This is a genomic window from Kitasatospora sp. NPDC057940, assembly GCF_042887425.1.
Classification (GTDB): Bacteria; Actinomycetota; Actinomycetes; order Streptomycetales; family Streptomycetaceae; genus Kitasatospora.
The window spans coordinates 165,022-181,382 of sequence record NZ_JBHVPH010000003.1; the positions used below are offsets into that span (position 1 = coordinate 165,022).

Sequence of the window (16,361 nt, forward strand, 5' to 3'; positions counted from 1 at the left end):
CGGGAGCAGCCGCCGCCCCGACCGGGTTACGACGCGGCCCGGCGTCGTCCAGGCGCGCGGCACGGGCGGCCACCGGCGGCCTCCGACAGCCCGGAGGGGGGTGCGCACGGCCCCGGGTCTGCCCTTTCGGCCCTCGCCCCACCGCCCCGCCACCCCTAGAGTCGACGGGGGCAGCCGAAGGACGGGGAGGGCGTGCGCGAGACACGGAGAGCCGTGGAGCGGCAGACGGCGGCGCCGGCCGCCGCCGGGCACGGGGCGCGCCTCACGGGCCTGGCCGCGCTCCAGCGGCAGGTGGGCAACGCCGCGGTGACACGCCAGGTGCAGCGCCAGAAGGGCGGCCTGGACGAGCACTACGCCACGAGGCCCACCGAGCATCCCGAGTGGGGGCCGTACCAGGAGCTGACGGAGGCCGCGGGCATTCCGCAGCCCCAGGCCGACGCCGCCTGGCAGCTGCTGCTCGGCGGGGTCGACTCGCAGGGCGCGCTGAACGACGAGGCCGTGGCGAAGACGAAGGACCGCCAGGAGCAGCGCGAGCTCCGGGCGTCGAACTCCTGGTACCAGGAGTTCGTCAAGCTCATCGCCGAGCACCTGGAGATCGAGACGCCCACCATGGCCCTGTGGGCGGGCGGCATCGAGACCAGCGACTACGCGTACGCGAAAGGCCACACGCCGCTGGGGCGGACCCGGATCGGCGGCGTGCTCAACGTCCTGGAGCTGCACCCGGACTGGAAGCTGACGGGGCCGATGTGGAGCGTCCTGTCCAAGGCCTTCGTGTCCCGCGCGACCGGCCCCGTGCACATCTTCGTCCGGGCCTACGCTCCGGAGAGCATCCTGATCAGGCTGGAGGTCCCGGAACTGCGGCTGGTCCAGCGGCTGAACCCGGACGTGAAGCTGATCTGGCACCCCGTGTACACCGCTCCCGGCGGGCAGATGAGGGAGGTCTCGAAGGACTGCCGACTCGTCGACAACGCGGAGTACGACGGGCGGGACAAGTGCGTGAGCGCCCTCGTCCAGTACCTCAGGCTGTTCCACGACGACAGCAACACGGAGGCCGCCCCCGCCCACAGGAGCATGGAGCAGCTGCTCGCGGCGAACGGCCACAAGGACGGCGTCTGAGGCTGCAGGGCACCCACAGACACCACCCGGGCGGTACGGCTACCGGACGACCACGGCGTCGGGGATGCGGGGCTTCCCCTCCCCCGCCGCGTTCCAGGTGCACACGAAGGCGACGTAGTGGTGCCCGGGGGTGAGCCCTTCCACGCGGGCGGAGTGGGTGGGCAGCGCCGCGGCCAGGGCGTTGTCGTAGTCGGTGGTGCGCTGCGGCAGTTGCGGGTTGGCGCTGCCCAGGGTGGTGCGCTGGGGGACGTTGCCCTCGACGATGCGCGCGTTCGGGTTGACGGCCCGGACGTTGTCGATGAACTGCTTCATCGTGGGGACAAGGCCGGGGCCTGCGCCGAGCCACCCGATGTCGTTGAACCCGAGTTCGACCAGGACGACGTCGGGGAGTTCCTGAAGGGAGGCGACGGCGAGCGCTAGCACCGCGCCGCACACCGCGAACCGGCGGCGCGGGCGCCCGCCCGACGGGCTGCCGAAGAGAGCGGAGCCCCGTAAGGCCCGGTCGCTCCTGTCGGGGGTCAAGTCCACCTGTACGTCCCCTTCTTCCTGGTCGGGCCTCTCGTCACAGCACCGTACCGAGCAGGATCGGTGCGGCCCCAGAGACGCGGGGGCAGACCAGCGGGCAGACACCGCCGCAGGAACCGCCGGCATACTCCGGCCCTGTGCGGGCGAGCCGTCAACTGTCCGACGGACGAAGCCCATCGGCTTCTGGGACAGGATCGGGATACTTCCCGCACCTGCCTGTGAACGACCCTCGCCTACGGTGATCACACCCGGTGAACCTCACCGGCCGAACGACATCGGGAGACCTCATGCGCACGCGCCGCCTCGCCCTCACCGCCGCCGCCGTCGCGGCGCTCGCCGCCACCGCGACGGCCTGCGGGCCGGACAACAGCGACACGGGCTCCACCGCCGCCAGCCCTGCGGCCACCGCCGCCGCGACCACCGGGGCCGCACCCGTTGGGGCCTCGCCGACGAAGGCCGCCGCCGCGCCCACGACGCCCGCCACCCCGAAGTCGTCCTCCACACCGAAGTCGCCCGACGCGGCCTCCTCCCCCGCCGCCGACAAGAGCGGCTACGGCCAGGCCTGCGGCGCCAACGACCTGGCCCTGACCGCCAAGGCCGAATCCCAGGCCGGCGGCTACCTGCTGATCACGGCCAAGGCCAAGCCGGGCATCACCTGCACGCTCCCCGCGACCCACCCCACCATCGCGTTCGGCTCGCGCGGCATCGAGGCCGCCAACGCCGAGCAGTCCACCGGCGAACCGATCACCCTGAGCGGCGCCAAGGTCGCGTACGCGGGCATCATGACGAAGACCACCAACACCAACCAGTCGATCCAGTTCACCGACGTCATCGTGGGCATCGGCAACGCCGACCCCAACCCGGTCAGCATCGCCGTCGGCACCACGCCGGTCGACAAGCCGATCGTCACCAACTGGCACACCGTCGCGAAGGACGCCGTCCCCGGCCTCTGACGACCGTTCTCCGGCGGGGCGCGGACCGGCCGTACGACGGCGACCGCCGTACGGCCTGTGCTGTCGTGCGTTGTTCAGCTCAGGAAGTCGACGCGGTCTATGAGGCCTTCGCGCACCCGGTAGGCCACCAGGACGCGGACCGGCTCGTCGGCCAGGCCGTGGGCGACTTCGTGGTCGACCACCCAGTCGCCTTCGCTGAGCCGTCCCACGATCTCCGCGCGGCAGCGGCCCTTGGCGAACTGTCCGGAATACCTGTCGCGCAGCGCCTGCCGGCCCTGGAGTCGGGTGCCGTCGGCCCGGTGGATCGTGATGTCCTCGGCGTAGGTGGCGACGAAGGCGTCGATGTCGTGGCTGTTGTAGGCGGCGAGCTGTTGCTCGACCACGTCGCGCGGTTCGGTCATGTGGTTGATCGTTCCTTCCGTGGCGGTACGGGTTCAGGCCGCAAGGCGGCGGGTGGCGAGTTCGGCGTAGAGCGCGGCCCCGTCGGGGAGCACCGCGTCGTCGAACTCCGCGTAGGGCGAGTGGTTGACCGGCAGATCGTCGGGGTCGGTCCCCTTCGGGGCGGCGCCGAGCCACACGAGCGATCCCGGCACGGCGTCCAGGACCCGGGAGAAGTCCTCCGACCCGGTCATCGGGTTCGGCATCGGCTGGAAGCGCTCCTCGCCGAAGGCCTCCCGGACGGTGTCCGCCAGGAAGTCGGTCTCGGCCCCGTCGGTCACGGTCACCGGGTACTGGGGAAGGCACTCGACCTCGGCCCGCAGGCCGTGGGCGGCCGCGATGGCCCTGACCAGCTCCACCGTGGTGTCCGCGACCTTGGACTGCGCCTCGGCGGAGAAGGTGCGCACGGTCGCCTCGAAGTAGGCGGTCTCGGGGATGATGTTGCGCTGGGTGCCGGCCTGGATCAGCCCGACGGTGACCACCACCGGATCGAACACGTCGAACTGGCGGGTCACCATGGTCTGCAGGGCGGTGACCATCTCGCAGGCCGCCGGAATGGGGTCCTTGGCCCGGTGCGGTACCGAGCCGTGGCCGCCCGCGCCGTGGACGGTGACGTTCAGCGCGGTGGAAGCGGCCATGATCGGCCCGCGCCGGGAGCTGAACTCCCCGTGCCGCATCACCGACGACACGTGCAGGGCGTAGGCGGCGACCGGGCGCCTGCCTGCCGCGTCGAGCACGCCCTCGGCCAGCATGGCCCCGGCTCCGTCCCACCCCTCCTCGCCCGGCTGGAACATGAAGACCACGTCGCCGTGGAGCTGTTCCCGCCGTGCGGCCAGCAGGTGTGCGGCACCCGCGAGCATGGTGGTGTGCAGGTCGTGTCCGCAGGCGTGCATGGCGCCGTTGTCGGCGGCGAACGGCAGCGGGGCCTTCTCGGCGACCGGCAGGCCGTCCATGTCGCCGCGCAGCAGCACCGCCGGCCCCGGTCGGCCGCCGCGCAGCACCGCGGTGACCGAACTCAGCGCGGAGCCCTGGCTCACCTCCAGCGGCAGTCCGTCCAGGGCCCGCAGCACCCGCTCCTGGGTGCGCGGGAGGGCCAGGCCCAACTCGGGGAACCGGTGCAGGTCGTGGCGCAGCCGGACCAGGTCCGGGGCCAGAGCGAGAGCGTCGTCGTGCAGGGACACGGGCACCTCCGTCGATCCCGCGCGTGGCGGGACCTTGTCGGGAACTTGTGCAGAGCGATCTTGTTCCGTGATTCTGGGTCTCGCGGCGGGATCTGCCCGCGATTTCGCAGGATCACGCCACCAGGAGGCCCTTCGATGAACGAATCCACCGGCAGCCGACGGCGATCGGGGCCGAGGTGACCGACACCGATGTGACCGACACCGAGACGACCGACACCGAGGCGACCGGCGCCGAGGTGACGGTGGACGAGCTGGACCTCGCCCTGGTGAACGCGCTGCAGCTGCGGCCCCGCGCACCCTGGTCACTGCTCGGCCAGACCCTCGGGATCAGCCCGGTCACCGCCGCCCGCCGCTGGCACCGGCTCTCCCAGGCCGGGATCGCCTGGGTGACCGCCTACGGTCTGCCGCACCCCGAGGACCGCGGGTGCGTCGCCTACCTCGACCTCGACTGCGCTCCCGGCCGGCTCCGGCAGATCGCCGACGAACTGGCCGAGGACCCGCACGTGATGAGCATCGAACACCTCGCCCAGGGCTGCGACCTCGCCGTCACCGTGGCCTTCACCGACCTGGCGATGGTCTCCCGGTACACCGCCGAACGGCTCGGCCGACTCCCCGGGGTCGACGCCGTCCGCGTCCACCTGGCGACCGGCTTCTACGCCGAGGGGATCCGCTGGCGATTGGACTCGCTGGACCCGGCCCAGCGCGTGGAACTGCACGACGACCACCCGGCGGGCCACGGGACGCCGTCCGGCGTACGAGCTGAAGTCCGCGAAGAAGAGCGGGAGTTGCTCCTCAGGCTGGGCGTCGACGGCCGCCTCGGCCAAGCCGAGCTGGCCGCCGCCACCGGGCTCAGCCCGTCCACGCTGCGCCGGCGCCTCGACCGGCTGGCCGCCTCCGATGCGATCCGCTTCCGCTGCGAGATCGCCGCCCGCGACGCCGGCCGGCCGATCCTGGCGACCTTCCGGGCCGACCTCCCCCCGGACCGGCTCGACGAGGTCGGCCCCCAGCTCGCCAGGCTCCCCGAGGTCCGGCTGTGCGTGTCCGTCACCGGCCCGCACAACCTCCTGCTCTCCGTCTGGCAGCGTTCCCTCGCCGACGTCCAGCGGCTGGAAACCGCTCTCGCCCGCAGGTTCCCCGACCTGCGGGTGGCCGAGCGCCGCGTGTCGCTGCGCACCGTGAAGCGGATGGGCCGGATCCTCGACGCGGACGGACGCGCGGTCCGCGCCGTTCCGCTGGACATCTGGCAGGACCCGATCCCGGTCTCCTGACGACCGTTCAGGTCGGTCCCTGCTGCAACGCGCCGCCGCCAGGCGCTGCGGGCCGCCTCGCGCAGGCCCGGCGGCCCGCCCGTGTGTTCCGGCCATTTCCGGGCGTAGGCGCCCGTACCGGTCGCCCCGGCGGGCAGGATGGCCGACGGCCCGCGTCACTGCCCGGCCGGGCCCCGCAGACAGATCGGAAGGCAGGGACCAGCCATGCCCGAGAGCGCACGGCGATGCACCGCGGCGGCGACCGTCTGCGCCGCACTCATCGGCACAGTCGGCCTCCTCGCACCGTCCGCCCAGGCCCAGACACGGGCCCAGGCCCGGACACCGACCTCCGTACAGGCCCCGGCGGCCGTGTCGTCGACGGCGGACCGGCCCCGGGACACCACCACGCCCCCGGGCACCGAGGGGCAGTCCACCACGGTCACCCGTCCCGACGGCACCCAGGCGCGGTTCTCGGTCTTCTCGACCGCCGACGGCACCGGCGGGACCATCTGGTACCAGACGCAGTCCGCCCCCGGCGGCCCGTTCGGAGCCTGGAGCCAGGTCAACGGCATGAGCCTCAACTACCGGAACCAGGTGCTCACCGCCGCCGCGGACGCCGACGGCGCCCTGGAGGTGTTCACCATCGGGTACCAGTCGTCGGTCCTGGTACGGCTGCACCAGGCGGGCCCGGACGGGCCGTGGTCGGCGCCCGAGCCCTTCGGCCCCACCGGTGGGCTGGTGCCGAGGTTCTTCGGGGCGCCGGTGGCCTTCCAGCGGGCGAACGGCGCGCTGGCCTTCTTCGAGGTCTACCAGGGCTCGGTCAGCCCGCAGTTGTACGTCAACGAGCAGAACACCCCCGGCGTCTGGGGCTCCTGGACCAACCTGGGCACCGGTCCGCTGTCGGAGGCCGTGGCCACCCCCTCCTCCGTCACCGAGTCGGCCGACGGGAGGCTGACGGCGGTCGCGCACATGTGGAACGGCCCCTCCTTGTCCGCCGAGATCTCCGAGCAGGCCCCGGGCGGTGCCTGGGGCCCGTGGCGCGACTGCCGCAACGGCGGCTGCGCCGGAGGCTGACGGCACCACCCCGCCGACCTGCCCGCCGACCTGCCCGAAGGCCTCGACCACACCCCGGGACCGAGCCGCCCGGGGCGCTGCCGCAGACTGGGAGACGAACCACCCGACCGACCGGAGGACGACACCCATGGCCGACCGGCCCCTGACGCTGATGGCAGTACACGCCCACCCCGACGACGAGGCCACCTCGACCGGCGGCGTCCTCGCCCGCTACGCCGCCGAGGGCATCCGCACCGTCCTCGTCACCTGTACCGACGGCGCCTGCGGCGACGGCCCCGGCGGCGCCAAGCCGGGCGAGGAGGGCCACGACCCCGCCGCCGTCGCCGAACTGCGCCGCCAGGAACTCGAAGCCAGCTGCCGGATCCTCGGGGTCGACCACCTCGAACTGCTCAACTACGGCGACTCCGGGATGATGGGCTGGCCCGCAAACGACGCCCCGGGATCGTTCTGGAGCACCCCCGTCGCCGACGGCGCCGCCCGGCTCGCCGACCTGATGCTTCACTACCGGCCCGACGTCGTCGTGACCTACGACGAGAACGGCTTCTACGGCCACCCCGACCACATCCAGGCCAACCGCATCACCATGGCCGCCCTCACCCAGGCCGCCCTGACGCCCAAGGTGTACTGGACCACGGCGCCGCTCTCGATGATGCAGCGCTTCGGCGAGCTCATGCGCGAGTTCGGCACCGACGGGAACGACGGGGGCGACGGGGACAACCCGGAGCCCACCGGGGAGGCCGTGGAGCTGCCCCCGATCGGGCTGCCCGACGAGGAGATCACCACCTGGGTGGACGCCACCGCCTTCGGCGGGCAGAAGTACGACGCGCTGCTCGCGCACGCCAGCCAGGGCGAGAACATCTTCTTCCTGAAGATGGGCCGCGAGCGGTTCACCGAACTGATGGGCGTGGAGACGTTCGTCCGGGTCCACGACACCACCGGCGCGGCGCTGCCCGAGAAGGACCTGTTCACCGGCCTTCGCTGAACCGCAGGGTGCGCCGCCGGGCAGGCCCGGGGCCTCGGACCGAACGACGCAGGCCACGCCCGGAAGGGCGTGGCCTGCGTCGTTCGAGGGCAGTCGGCGAGGGTCCTGACGGATCAGCGGGTGGTGTAACCGCCGTTGGCGAACACGGTCTGCCCGTTGATCCACCAGCCGTCGGTGAGCAGGAACTTCACCAGCGGGGCGATGTCCTCGATGCTGGTGAGCTCCCCGTTCATGGAGGACGACTTGTGGTAGGCGACGGAGTCGTCGGTCTCGGCCGGGTAGAAGAACGAGGTGTCCATCGGGCCGGGCGCGACGTTGTTGACGGAGATGTTGCGGCCGAACAGTTCCCTGGACAGGGCGCGGGTGAAGTGCTCGACGGGTGACTTGCTGCCCGCGTAGACGGAGTACAGGCCGGTGTAGGCGGCCAGCAGCGAGGTCACGATCGTGACGATCTTCCCGCCGTCCTCCAGGCGCTTGGCCGCCTCGCGCATCATGAAGTACGCCGCCTTGGTGTTGACGGCGAACATCCTGTCGAACTCTTCCTCCGTGGTCTCCGTCATGGGCTTCTTGATGACCATGCCGGCCGTGTTGACCATGCAATCGACCTTGCCGAAGGCGCTCACCGCGGCGTCGAAGAGCGTCTCCACCTCGGCGACCCTGCTCAGGTCGCCCTGATGGACGACGGCGTCGCCGCCGAGCTTCTTCACGTCGGCGGCCGTCTGCTCGGCCTTGTCGCGGGAGGAATCGCTGTTGTAGTGCACAACGATCCTGGCGCCGTCCCGGGCGCACTCCTTGGCGATGAGGCTGCCGAGGTTCTTCGAGGCGCCCCCGATGACGACGACCTTGTCCTTGAGCGTGTGGCCGGGCATGGAACTCTCCTCATCAGGAGCCGGGGGAAGGGGAGGGGAAGTCGGGCAGACCCGCCGGCCCGGACGCTCCTTCCGTCCCTTCGTAGCCCACCGACGCCCATCGCGCTCCGCTCGGCAGGACCGCCCGCTTCCCCTCGTTCCGGCGCCGGTGCCGGGAAAGCGCAGCTCATACGGAGTGGTGCCTGCCCCCGGAGGCCGGCCGGCCACAGCCGACGCGCGCCGAGCGGCGATCGCCCGCACGGGTGACATCGGGCCGCCGGGCCCACGTCTCCCACGGATGGGTGTCCCCGCCACGCCCTGCCAACACCCTGCCGAGCCCCGCCACCCCCTGCCACGCCCAGGAACACCGGGGTACTGCGCCGCCCACCCCCGCTCCCCCAGAGTTAGGAAGCACGCCGGGCTGTCCGCGAGCATCCGATTCATCGCCCCCGGCCCCAGCGGAACCGGCGAAAGGCACGACATGACCACCAGCGCCCCCGGCGGCACCCTCACCCTGGCTCCCGACCTCACCCTCAGCCGGATGGGCTACGGCGCCATGCAGCTGGCCGGCCCCGGCGTCTTCGGTCCCCCCAGGGACCGCGACCAGGCCCTGGCGGTCCTGCGCGAAGCCGTCGAGCTGGGCATCACCCACATCGATACCAGCGACTACTACGGGCCGTTCGTCGTCAACGAACTCATCAAGGAAGCCCTGCACCCCTACCCGGCCGGACTGCACATCGTCACCAAGGTCGGCGCCCGCCGCAACGAGACCGGCGACTGGATCCCCTCGCAGGAGCCCGCAGACCTCAAGGCCCAGGTCCACGACAACCTCCGGCACCTCGGCCTGGAGGCCATGGACGTCGTCAACCTGCGCCTGGACTCGGTGGAGAACATCTCCGATGCGCCCGTCGCCGAGCAGTTCGGCGCCTTGGCCGACCTGCGCCGTCAGGGGCTGATCCGCCACCTGGGCATCAGCGGCGTCTCCGACGCCCAGCTCACCGAGGCGCAGGCCATCGCCCCGGTCGTCACCGTGCAGAACCTCTACAACCTGGCCAACCGGCAGGACGACACACTCGTGGACCGCTGCGCGGCCCAGAACATCGCCTTCGCCTCGTTCTTCCCCCTGGGCGGCTTCAGCCCGCTCCAGTCCCAGACGCTCAACGATGTCGCGACGCGCCTCGACGCCTCCCCGCAACAGGTCGCACTGGCCTGGCTGTTGCAGCGCTCGGCCACCACCGTCCTGATCCCCGGCACCTCCTCCGTCGCCCACCTGCGCGAGAACATCGCCGCGGCCGACCTGGTGCTCCCCGCCGACGCCGTCGCCGAACTCGACACCATCGGCTCGACGGGATCGCGGTAGTTCTCGACGTGGTTCTCAACCGCAAGTCGACAGGCCCTCCGGGCCCGAGGGCCTTGGCCGGAAGTGTGTCAAGGTCCCTGGGCCTCGCCCGCCCACCAAGGCGGAGAACATTGCTTTCCGAGCCGCGTCACACCTCGCCACCCCCTACAGTTGCGCCATGGAACTCACCTGGGGCGACTCAACCTGGGAGCTGATGCTGACGCAGCGTCCCTCCGGCACACACTTCTCGCAGTCCAGCACTCCAGGCGGAAAGAGTCCGCTGGTACGGGATGACGACAACGCGCTCAACACGCACGCCGTGCTGTTCGACGGGGACAAGGCGGCCCTGGCGATCCTCGCCGCGGGAATCGTGGCGACGGCTGTTGTGGTGAAGGCCGCACCACACGTCAAGAACGGTCTGATCAGCCTCAAATCGAAGCTGAGCCGCCGGGTGGAGGAGAGTACCGACGTCGAGGCCCCTGTTCCCCTCGCGGTCGTTGCAGAAGCCGAGCCGGAGCAGCCTGACGCCCCTCGACTGCGCGCTGTCTGAGCGTCAGACCTGCGGGTGACTACCTGGGCAAAGTCCCCCCGGCCAGCCGGGCCGAACCGGGCGGACTTCGGAACTACCCATCCAGCGTGGGCGAGGCAGGTCGGACAGGTCGGGGCGGCTCGCCAGTGTCACATGGTGTTGACGATGAGCCCGATGTGGGTGAAGTAGTTCAGCCCGCCGAAGACCAGGAAGGCCAGCCCGGCCAGCCCCCACACCACCCCGATGACCGGGCTCGTCCAGGTCCGGGGCCTGCGCAGCGCGAACGGGAACAGCAGCGCCCCGATCCCGACCAGGACGTACAGCCCGGACATGAAACTCGCCTCCAACCACGGCCAGTCCGCGAACTCCCCCGAGATGGGCTCCTCCGGCGGGGCGGCGAAGAGAGTGTACTTCCAGCCTGCGGCGGCGATCCCGAAGCAGGCGAGTCCCATGCCGAAGACGAACACCGAGATCGGCATCGCCACCAGACGGACCCGGTCGACCCCGCCCTCCTCCAGCAGGCCTGCGCCCCGCTTCCACAGGTAGAACGAGGCCGCGAGCAGGAAGACGCCGAAGGCCAGCGCGGGCTCGCCGAAGATGACGTTGTCGAACGGGAAGCCCTGCCCGGCCAGCGGCCAGGTCAGGGTCATGTGCAGACCGGTGGTGACGAGTGTGAACCCGAGAGCTCCGAAGGCCAGCGCCCAGCCGTCGGGAGCACCGCCGCGCCCGCCGACCAGGAGCCGGCGCCCCAGCACCACCACCAGGAGCAGCCCTGCGCCGGCGGCCACCGACATGATCGTGTTGTACGTCGGCATCCTGACCCAGTCGATCTTCAGCCCGGATGCGGCGAGCGGCAGCGAGTGTGCGGTCAGCGGAGTCATGGATCAGGCATCGGCCGCTACCGACCGGCTTGGGACCGCAGGACACGGCGGTTCATCCGGCGAGCCCAGTCAGGTCCCCCGGATGCCACACAGCCTGGGAGTACGGCGGCGGCCGCGGCGGCCGGTCGACGCGCACTCGCCGCGGCCCTGCCCGCATCCCTTGAGGCGGCCCGGCTCACCACCCGGCCACCCGACACACCGACGGCACCGCTTCCCCCTCTCCGGAAAGGAACCTCGCCATGACCGCTCCGCACGCCTTCCCCCTGCAACCCACCCCGATCCACGTGCCCGACGAGGTCCTCGACGACCTGCGTACCCGTCTCGCACTGACCCGCCCCCCGCTGGACGAGGGGAACGAGGACTGGTCCTACGGCGTCCCGGCCGGCTACCTCCGTGAACTGGTCGCCTACTGGCGGGACGGCTACGACTGGCGCAAGGCCGAGGCCGCCATCAACGTCCACGAGCACTACCGGGTGAGCGTCGGCGGCGTCCCGGTGCACTTCATGCGCAAGCCCGGCCGCGGCCCCCGCCCGATCCCGTTGATCCTCACCCACGGCTGGCCGTGGACGTTCTGGCACTGGTCGAAGGTGATCGACCCGCTCGCCGACCCGGCCGCGTTCGGCGGCGACCCCGCCGACGCGTTCGACGTCATCGTCCCGTCCCTGCCCGGCTTCGGCTTCCCCGGCCCGCTCACCGGCTTTCCGGACGTCAACTTCTGGAAGGTCTCCGACCTCTGGCACACCCTGATGACCGAGACCCTGGGATACCAGAAGTACGCCGCCGGGGGCTGCGACATCGGCGGGATCGTCTCCAGCCAGCTCGGCCACAAGTACGCCGACGAGCTGTACGGCATCCACATCGGCTCCGGGCTGCCGCTCGACTTCTTCACCGGCCCCCGCGCCTGGGACTTCGCCCGGAACCGGCCCCTCACCGACGACCAGCCCGCCGACGTCCGCGCCCGCACCGTCGAGCTGGACCACCGCTTCGCCTCCCACCTCGCCGTGCACACGCTCGACGGCGCCACCCTGGCCCACGGGCTGAGCGACTCGCCCGCCGGGCTGCTCGCCTGGCTGCTGGAGCGCTGGAACGCCTGGAGCGACAACGGCGGAGACCTCGAATCCGTCTTCACCAAGGACGACCTGCTCACCCACGCCACGATCTACTGGGTGAACAACTCCATCGCCACGTCGATGCGTTACTACGCCAACGCCAACCGCTACCCCTGGACCCCCGCCCACGACCGCACCCCGGTCGTGCAGGCCCCGGTCGGCCTCACCCTCGTCACGTACGAGAACCCGCCCGGCATCCGCACCGCCGACGAACGCGTCCGGGCGTTCAAGGCCGGCCCGCAGGCCGACTGGTTCAACCACGTGAACGTCAACGCCCACGACCACGGCGGCCACTTCATCCCCTGGGAGAACCCCGGCGCCTGGGTGGGCGACCTGCGCCGCACCTTCCACGGCCGCAGGCCCTGAACGACCCTGCCGGCTCGCCCGTCGGCGGGCCTTCCGTCCCCCTGCGGAACGGCCCGCCGACGGCTCCCGCTACTTCAGCAGGAAGTCGTACACCGCCTGCCGTCCGGCCGGGTTCGCCGCCCGGTTCTGCACCGAGTGCGCCGCCCCGGGCACGATCACGATCTCCGGGTTGTGCGCCAACTTCGCCTGTTCGTACAGCATTTCGTAGGGCGTCGCCAGGTCCCGGTCACCGCCGAGCAGCAGCACCGGCACGTCCGGCAGCATGCGGTGGGCCGACGGCGCCGGCGGCACCTGCTCGCGCGGCCAGTCGAGGCAGACCAGGAGGCTGCCGAGCCCGGTCGCGGTCGCCGGGTCGTACGGCCAGGTCTGCTCGGCGGTCAGCCGCTGCCGGGTGCGCTCCAGCGCCGCCGCACGGCCCTCGACCGGGGTGTCGGTGCTGCCCCACGGGAAGCGCGAGTCGGCGCACAGGGCGGCGGAGTGCAGCCCCTGGCTGAGCTCCTCGGCCGGGGCGGCGTCGACCTGCTGGTGGACCAGGTCGAAGAAGTCCTGGAGCTTCGCGGGCTGCCCGGCGGCGGCCTCGTGCAGGATCTCCGGGACCCCGCCGTAGTCCGGGTCGATGAACTCGTAGCCGGTGAGCGCACTCAGGACCTGCGCCCCGTTGCCGTAGCGCCGAACCGTGGCCGCGAGGTCGGCGGCCGGGTCGGTGGTGCAGCCGGTGGCCCGGCAGGCGGCCCGAAGGATCCGGGCGCTGGCGGGCAGCGCGGCCAGGTCGAGGGGGTCGAAACCCTGTTGCGGCGCCACCGAGTCGAGCACCAGCCGGGCCACGTGCGACGGGTGGGCGAGCGCGTACCGCTCGGCGACGATGGTGCCGTACGAGACGCCGTCCAGGGTGAGGCGCCGGTCGCCGAGGGCGCGGCGCAGCAGGTCGATGTCGGCGACGGTGTCCGCGGTGCTGTAGTGGCGGGAGTTCGGGCCGAGGGCGGCGGCGCAGTCGGCGATCGACTGCTTGCGCGGCACGGCGAGGTCGGAGGAGCCCATGTCCTCCTGGAGGCCCGGGCACTGGAGCGCGCCCCGGCCGGTGCCGCGCTGGTCGAACATCACCAGGCGGTAGTCCTTGAGGACCGGTTCCAGCTTGCCCGCCATGCGCTTGATCGTCGGGACGCCGGGCTGGCCGGGGCCGCCGGTGAGGAAGAGCAGGTCGCCCTTGGGGGCGGTGGTGTTGCCGGTGACGGCGACCTGGAGGTCGAGGGTCCCGGGGGTGGCGCCGCTGTGGTCGAACGGGACGGTGAGGGTCCCGCAGGTGAACTCGGGTGCGTCCGGGCAGGGCGCCTGGCCGGTGATCCCGCCGACGCCGACGCCGACGCCGGCGCGGGCCGGTCCGGCCGTGGCGGCGAAGCCGACCGCGGGGCTGGCCAGGGTGGTCCCGGCGGCCACCGCGACGGCGCCCAGCAGAGCGGCGATACGGCCGCGCGTGCTCGTCATGTTCGTCCTTCCGCTCGCCGCGCCCGGGCTGACGCGGTCACGGAAGTAGCCTGCGCCCCGCGGCACTTCGAAGGCGAGCGTCCGGGCCGGATTCGACCTGGAAGACGGACGGAACCGCGGCCGGCGGTGTCCCGGACTTCTGGGACGCCGCCGGTTCAGCTTCGCCGGTTCACATCGGGTGTGGCCAACCGTCGGGACGGCGAGCGCGGACCGCCGCCCGGGGCCGTCACGGAGCCGTCCGCCGGGCTCGACCCCTCGTCCGGGCCGGCCCGCCGTTCGGTTCCGGGTTCACCGCACGCCCCGGTGCCGGCGGTGGTGGCCCGCGTGGTGGTGATGGTGGTGCCGGTTGCGCCGTCGCCACCGCCGTCGGCCGGCTCCCACCGCCGAGGATCCGGCCGGCGACGCTCCGGTGGACCGGGACGAGTCGGCGAAGGCGTCGTCCGACTCCCGGCCGGCCTCCTTCGATCCCGCGGGCAGCACGTCGATCCGGCCCATCTGGCCGTGCGAGGAGTGCACCATGTGGTGGCAGTGGTAGACGTACTCGCCCGGGTACTGGCCCCAGGTCATGGCGATCCGGACGCTCTCCCCCGGGTGGACCGTGATGGTGTCCTTCAGCCCGGCCTCGGCCGGGCCGACCGGCACCCCGTCACGGTCCAGCACGCGGAACTGCACCAGGTGGGTGTGGAAGGAGTGGGGGGCGTGGAAGACCCCGGCCGGCGGGCGGGTGAGGTGGTTGCGGATCGTCCAGATCTCGCTGCTGCCGACGCTGGTCCGCACGTCGGTCCGCTTCGGGTCGTACTTGCGCCCGTTGATCCTGGCGTCCGGGAAGGTCGTCAGCGCGAACTCCCGGTGCACCGTCGCCTTCGGGATCGGCGGCAGGGTGGCCAGGACGTCCGGAATCCGGCTCCGGTCCTCGGCCGTCCGGGTGATGTCGAAGCGCAGCACCTCGGTCCGCTCGCTCTCCAGCGCGGCCGTGTTCTCCAGCACCACCGATCCGCCGACCGGGTAGCGGGCGAAGTCGACCACGATCTCGGCGCGCTCCGCGCCGGTCAGGGTCAGCTCGCGCACCGTCACCGGCGCGGCGAGCAGTCCGCCGTCCGAGGCGATCTGGACGAACGGCTGGCCGTCGGCGAGGCGCAGCGACACATGGCGGTTGGGCGAGATGTTGAAGACCCGCAGCCGGTACTTGCGCGCGGCCACCTGGAAGAAGGGCCGCTCCTTGCCGTTGACGAGCATGTGCGGGCACGCGTACGGGTCGGTGTAGACCAGCCTGCCGTCGGTCTCGATCCGGGCGTCCCGGATCAGCAGCGGGATGTCGAACTCGCCGTTCGGCAGCGGCAGGCCGCTCTCGTACGGGTCGCTGAGCAGGTAGGCGCCGGCCAGGCCGCGGTAGACGTTCTCGGCCTCCAGCTCGTGCGCGTGGTCGTGGTACCAGAGCGAGGCGGCCACCTGGTCGTTGGGGTAGCGGTACTCGCGGGTCTCGCCGGGCTGGAGGAGGTCCATCGGCAGGCCGTCGTAGCGCGAGGGCACCTGGCCGCCGTGCAGGTGGACGGAGGTGTGCACGCGCAGGTCGTTGGTCTGCTGGACCACCACCTCCCGCCCTCTGACCGCCCGGATGGTCGGACCGGGGAAGCAGCCGCCGAAGGTCCGGACGGTGGTCAGCAGCCCCTTGACGATCTCCGCCTGGGTGTCGGCCATCCGCAGCCGGTACAGGTCCGAGGAGTCCGTCCGCGACACCGGGTTCAGCACGGGGGGCACCGGCATGGCGTGCTCGAAGGGGGTGATCCGGGCGGCCGACCGCTTGGCCTCCGACCTGGGCGGCGCGGCGTGCGCGGCCGGAGCGGCTTGCGTGGCCGGAGCGGCCGTCAACGCCGGGGACGAGACCCGGGCCCCGCCCGGTGCGCGGTCCCAGGGGAAGAGGACCGCCGGGCCGCCTATCGCGGCGGCTTTCAAAAGGTCTCGTCGGTTCAGCATTCCCGGTCTCTCCGTCCAGGGCCGGGCGGTCGGTACGCCGCCGGGCCAGTGGTCGCCGGTCGTGGCTTCCGGCGGCCCTGCTCGGTGGCCGCCGCGCGCACGACGGCGCGGGCCGGGCGTGTCGGACCGTAGCGTCGACGCGACGTTCCGTCACTGCCCGTTGGCTCAGTATCGGCGAGCTTCGCGCGCTCCGCAGCGCGACCGCACCTGCCCGGTCCCTGACCCAGCGCCCGGCCCCCTGCCCCCTGCCCCTGCCCCTGCCCCTGCCCCTGCCCCAACCCCATGAACGACGGACGCGGGGCCGGGCATCAGGTGTC

The 16,361-nt window shown here is 72.2% G+C and carries 15 protein-coding genes; 8 read left to right on the plus strand and 7 right to left on the minus strand.

What is annotated here, in order from left to right:
* The first annotated feature begins 192 nt into the window (after positions 1-192).
* Complete coding sequence (locus tag ACFVTF_RS06650) at positions 193-1,116, plus strand: hypothetical protein (protein ID WP_387809956.1); 924 nt, start codon at positions 193-195, stop codon at positions 1,114-1,116.
* Positions 1,117-1,155: 39 nt separating this feature from the next.
* Here ACFVTF_RS06650 and ACFVTF_RS06655 read toward each other — a convergent pair whose 3' ends face one another.
* Positions 1,156-1,644, minus strand: a complete 489-nt coding sequence (locus ACFVTF_RS06655) for a GDSL-type esterase/lipase family protein (protein WP_387809959.1) — start codon at positions 1,642-1,644, stop codon at positions 1,156-1,158.
* Between the two features lie 284 nt (positions 1,645-1,928).
* On the opposite strand from ACFVTF_RS06655, the gene ACFVTF_RS06660 reads away from it, so the two are divergent.
* A complete protein-coding gene (locus ACFVTF_RS06660; protein WP_387809962.1) occupies positions 1,929-2,594 on the plus strand; it encodes a hypothetical protein in 666 nt (221 codons plus the stop codon).
* A 74-nt stretch (positions 2,595-2,668) separates the two neighbouring features.
* On the opposite strand, the gene ACFVTF_RS06665 is transcribed toward ACFVTF_RS06660, so the two are convergent.
* Complete coding sequence (locus tag ACFVTF_RS06665) at positions 2,669-2,995, minus strand: nuclear transport factor 2 family protein (protein ID WP_387809965.1); 327 nt, start codon at positions 2,993-2,995, stop codon at positions 2,669-2,671.
* A gap of 33 nt (positions 2,996-3,028) precedes the next feature.
* Entirely contained in the window at positions 3,029-4,213 is a 1,185-nt protein-coding gene (locus ACFVTF_RS06670) for a M20 family metallopeptidase (protein WP_387809967.1), read from the minus strand.
* A 176-nt stretch (positions 4,214-4,389) separates the two neighbouring features.
* Between ACFVTF_RS06670 and ACFVTF_RS06675 the strand changes: the two genes are divergently transcribed.
* The 3 genes from ACFVTF_RS06675 to ACFVTF_RS06685 all read left to right on the plus strand — a co-directional run bounded on the left by ACFVTF_RS06675 (position 4,390) and on the right by ACFVTF_RS06685 (position 7,516).
* The gene (locus ACFVTF_RS06675) at positions 4,390-5,481 is read left to right on the plus strand and encodes an AsnC family transcriptional regulator (protein ID WP_387809970.1); all 1,092 of its coding nucleotides are present in this window, start codon (positions 4,390-4,392) and stop codon (positions 5,479-5,481) included.
* Positions 5,482-5,685: 204 nt separating this feature from the next.
* On the plus strand, positions 5,686-6,534 hold the full coding sequence (locus tag ACFVTF_RS06680) for a hypothetical protein (protein WP_387809973.1): 849 nt from the start codon (positions 5,686-5,688) through the stop codon (positions 6,532-6,534).
* Positions 6,535-6,661: 127 nt separating this feature from the next.
* Positions 6,662-7,516, plus strand: coding sequence for a PIG-L family deacetylase (locus tag ACFVTF_RS06685; protein WP_387809976.1), 855 nt, complete (start codon positions 6,662-6,664; stop codon positions 7,514-7,516).
* A gap of 113 nt (positions 7,517-7,629) precedes the next feature.
* On the opposite strand, the gene ACFVTF_RS06690 is transcribed toward ACFVTF_RS06685, so the two are convergent.
* Positions 7,630-8,385 carry an SDR family oxidoreductase gene (locus ACFVTF_RS06690; protein WP_331743901.1) on the minus strand — a complete coding sequence of 252 codons (756 nt, stop codon included), beginning with the start codon at positions 8,383-8,385 and terminating at the stop codon, positions 7,630-7,632.
* Between the two features lie 460 nt (positions 8,386-8,845).
* On the opposite strand from ACFVTF_RS06690, the gene ACFVTF_RS06695 reads away from it, so the two are divergent.
* Entirely contained in the window at positions 8,846-9,724 is an 879-nt protein-coding gene (locus tag ACFVTF_RS06695; RefSeq protein WP_387809979.1) for an oxidoreductase, read from the plus strand.
* A 157-nt stretch (positions 9,725-9,881) separates the two neighbouring features.
* On the plus strand, positions 9,882-10,253 hold the full coding sequence (locus tag ACFVTF_RS06700) for a hypothetical protein (RefSeq protein WP_387809983.1): 372 nt from the start codon (positions 9,882-9,884) through the stop codon (positions 10,251-10,253).
* Positions 10,254-10,381: 128 nt separating this feature from the next.
* On the opposite strand, the gene ACFVTF_RS06705 is transcribed toward ACFVTF_RS06700, so the two are convergent.
* A complete protein-coding gene (locus ACFVTF_RS06705; protein ID WP_387809986.1) occupies positions 10,382-11,113 on the minus strand; it encodes a DUF981 family protein in 732 nt (243 codons plus the stop codon).
* Between the two features lie 239 nt (positions 11,114-11,352).
* Here ACFVTF_RS06705 and ACFVTF_RS06710 point away from each other — a divergent pair, with 239 nt between their 5' ends.
* The gene (locus ACFVTF_RS06710) at positions 11,353-12,588 is read left to right on the plus strand and encodes an epoxide hydrolase family protein (RefSeq protein WP_387809989.1); all 1,236 of its coding nucleotides are present in this window, start codon (positions 11,353-11,355) and stop codon (positions 12,586-12,588) included.
* 69 nt (positions 12,589-12,657) lie between these two features.
* Here the strand turns inward: ACFVTF_RS06710 and ACFVTF_RS06715 are convergent, their stop codons facing one another.
* Both ACFVTF_RS06715 and ACFVTF_RS06720 read right to left on the minus strand, forming a co-directional pair.
* Positions 12,658-14,070, minus strand: a complete 1,413-nt coding sequence (locus ACFVTF_RS06715) for an alpha/beta fold hydrolase (protein ID WP_387809992.1) — start codon at positions 14,068-14,070, stop codon at positions 12,658-12,660.
* Positions 14,071-14,358: 288 nt separating this feature from the next.
* On the minus strand, positions 14,359-16,044 hold the full coding sequence (locus ACFVTF_RS06720; RefSeq protein WP_387809995.1) for a multicopper oxidase family protein: 1,686 nt from the start codon (positions 16,042-16,044) through the stop codon (positions 14,359-14,361).
* Between the last annotated feature and the right edge of the window lie 317 nt (positions 16,045-16,361).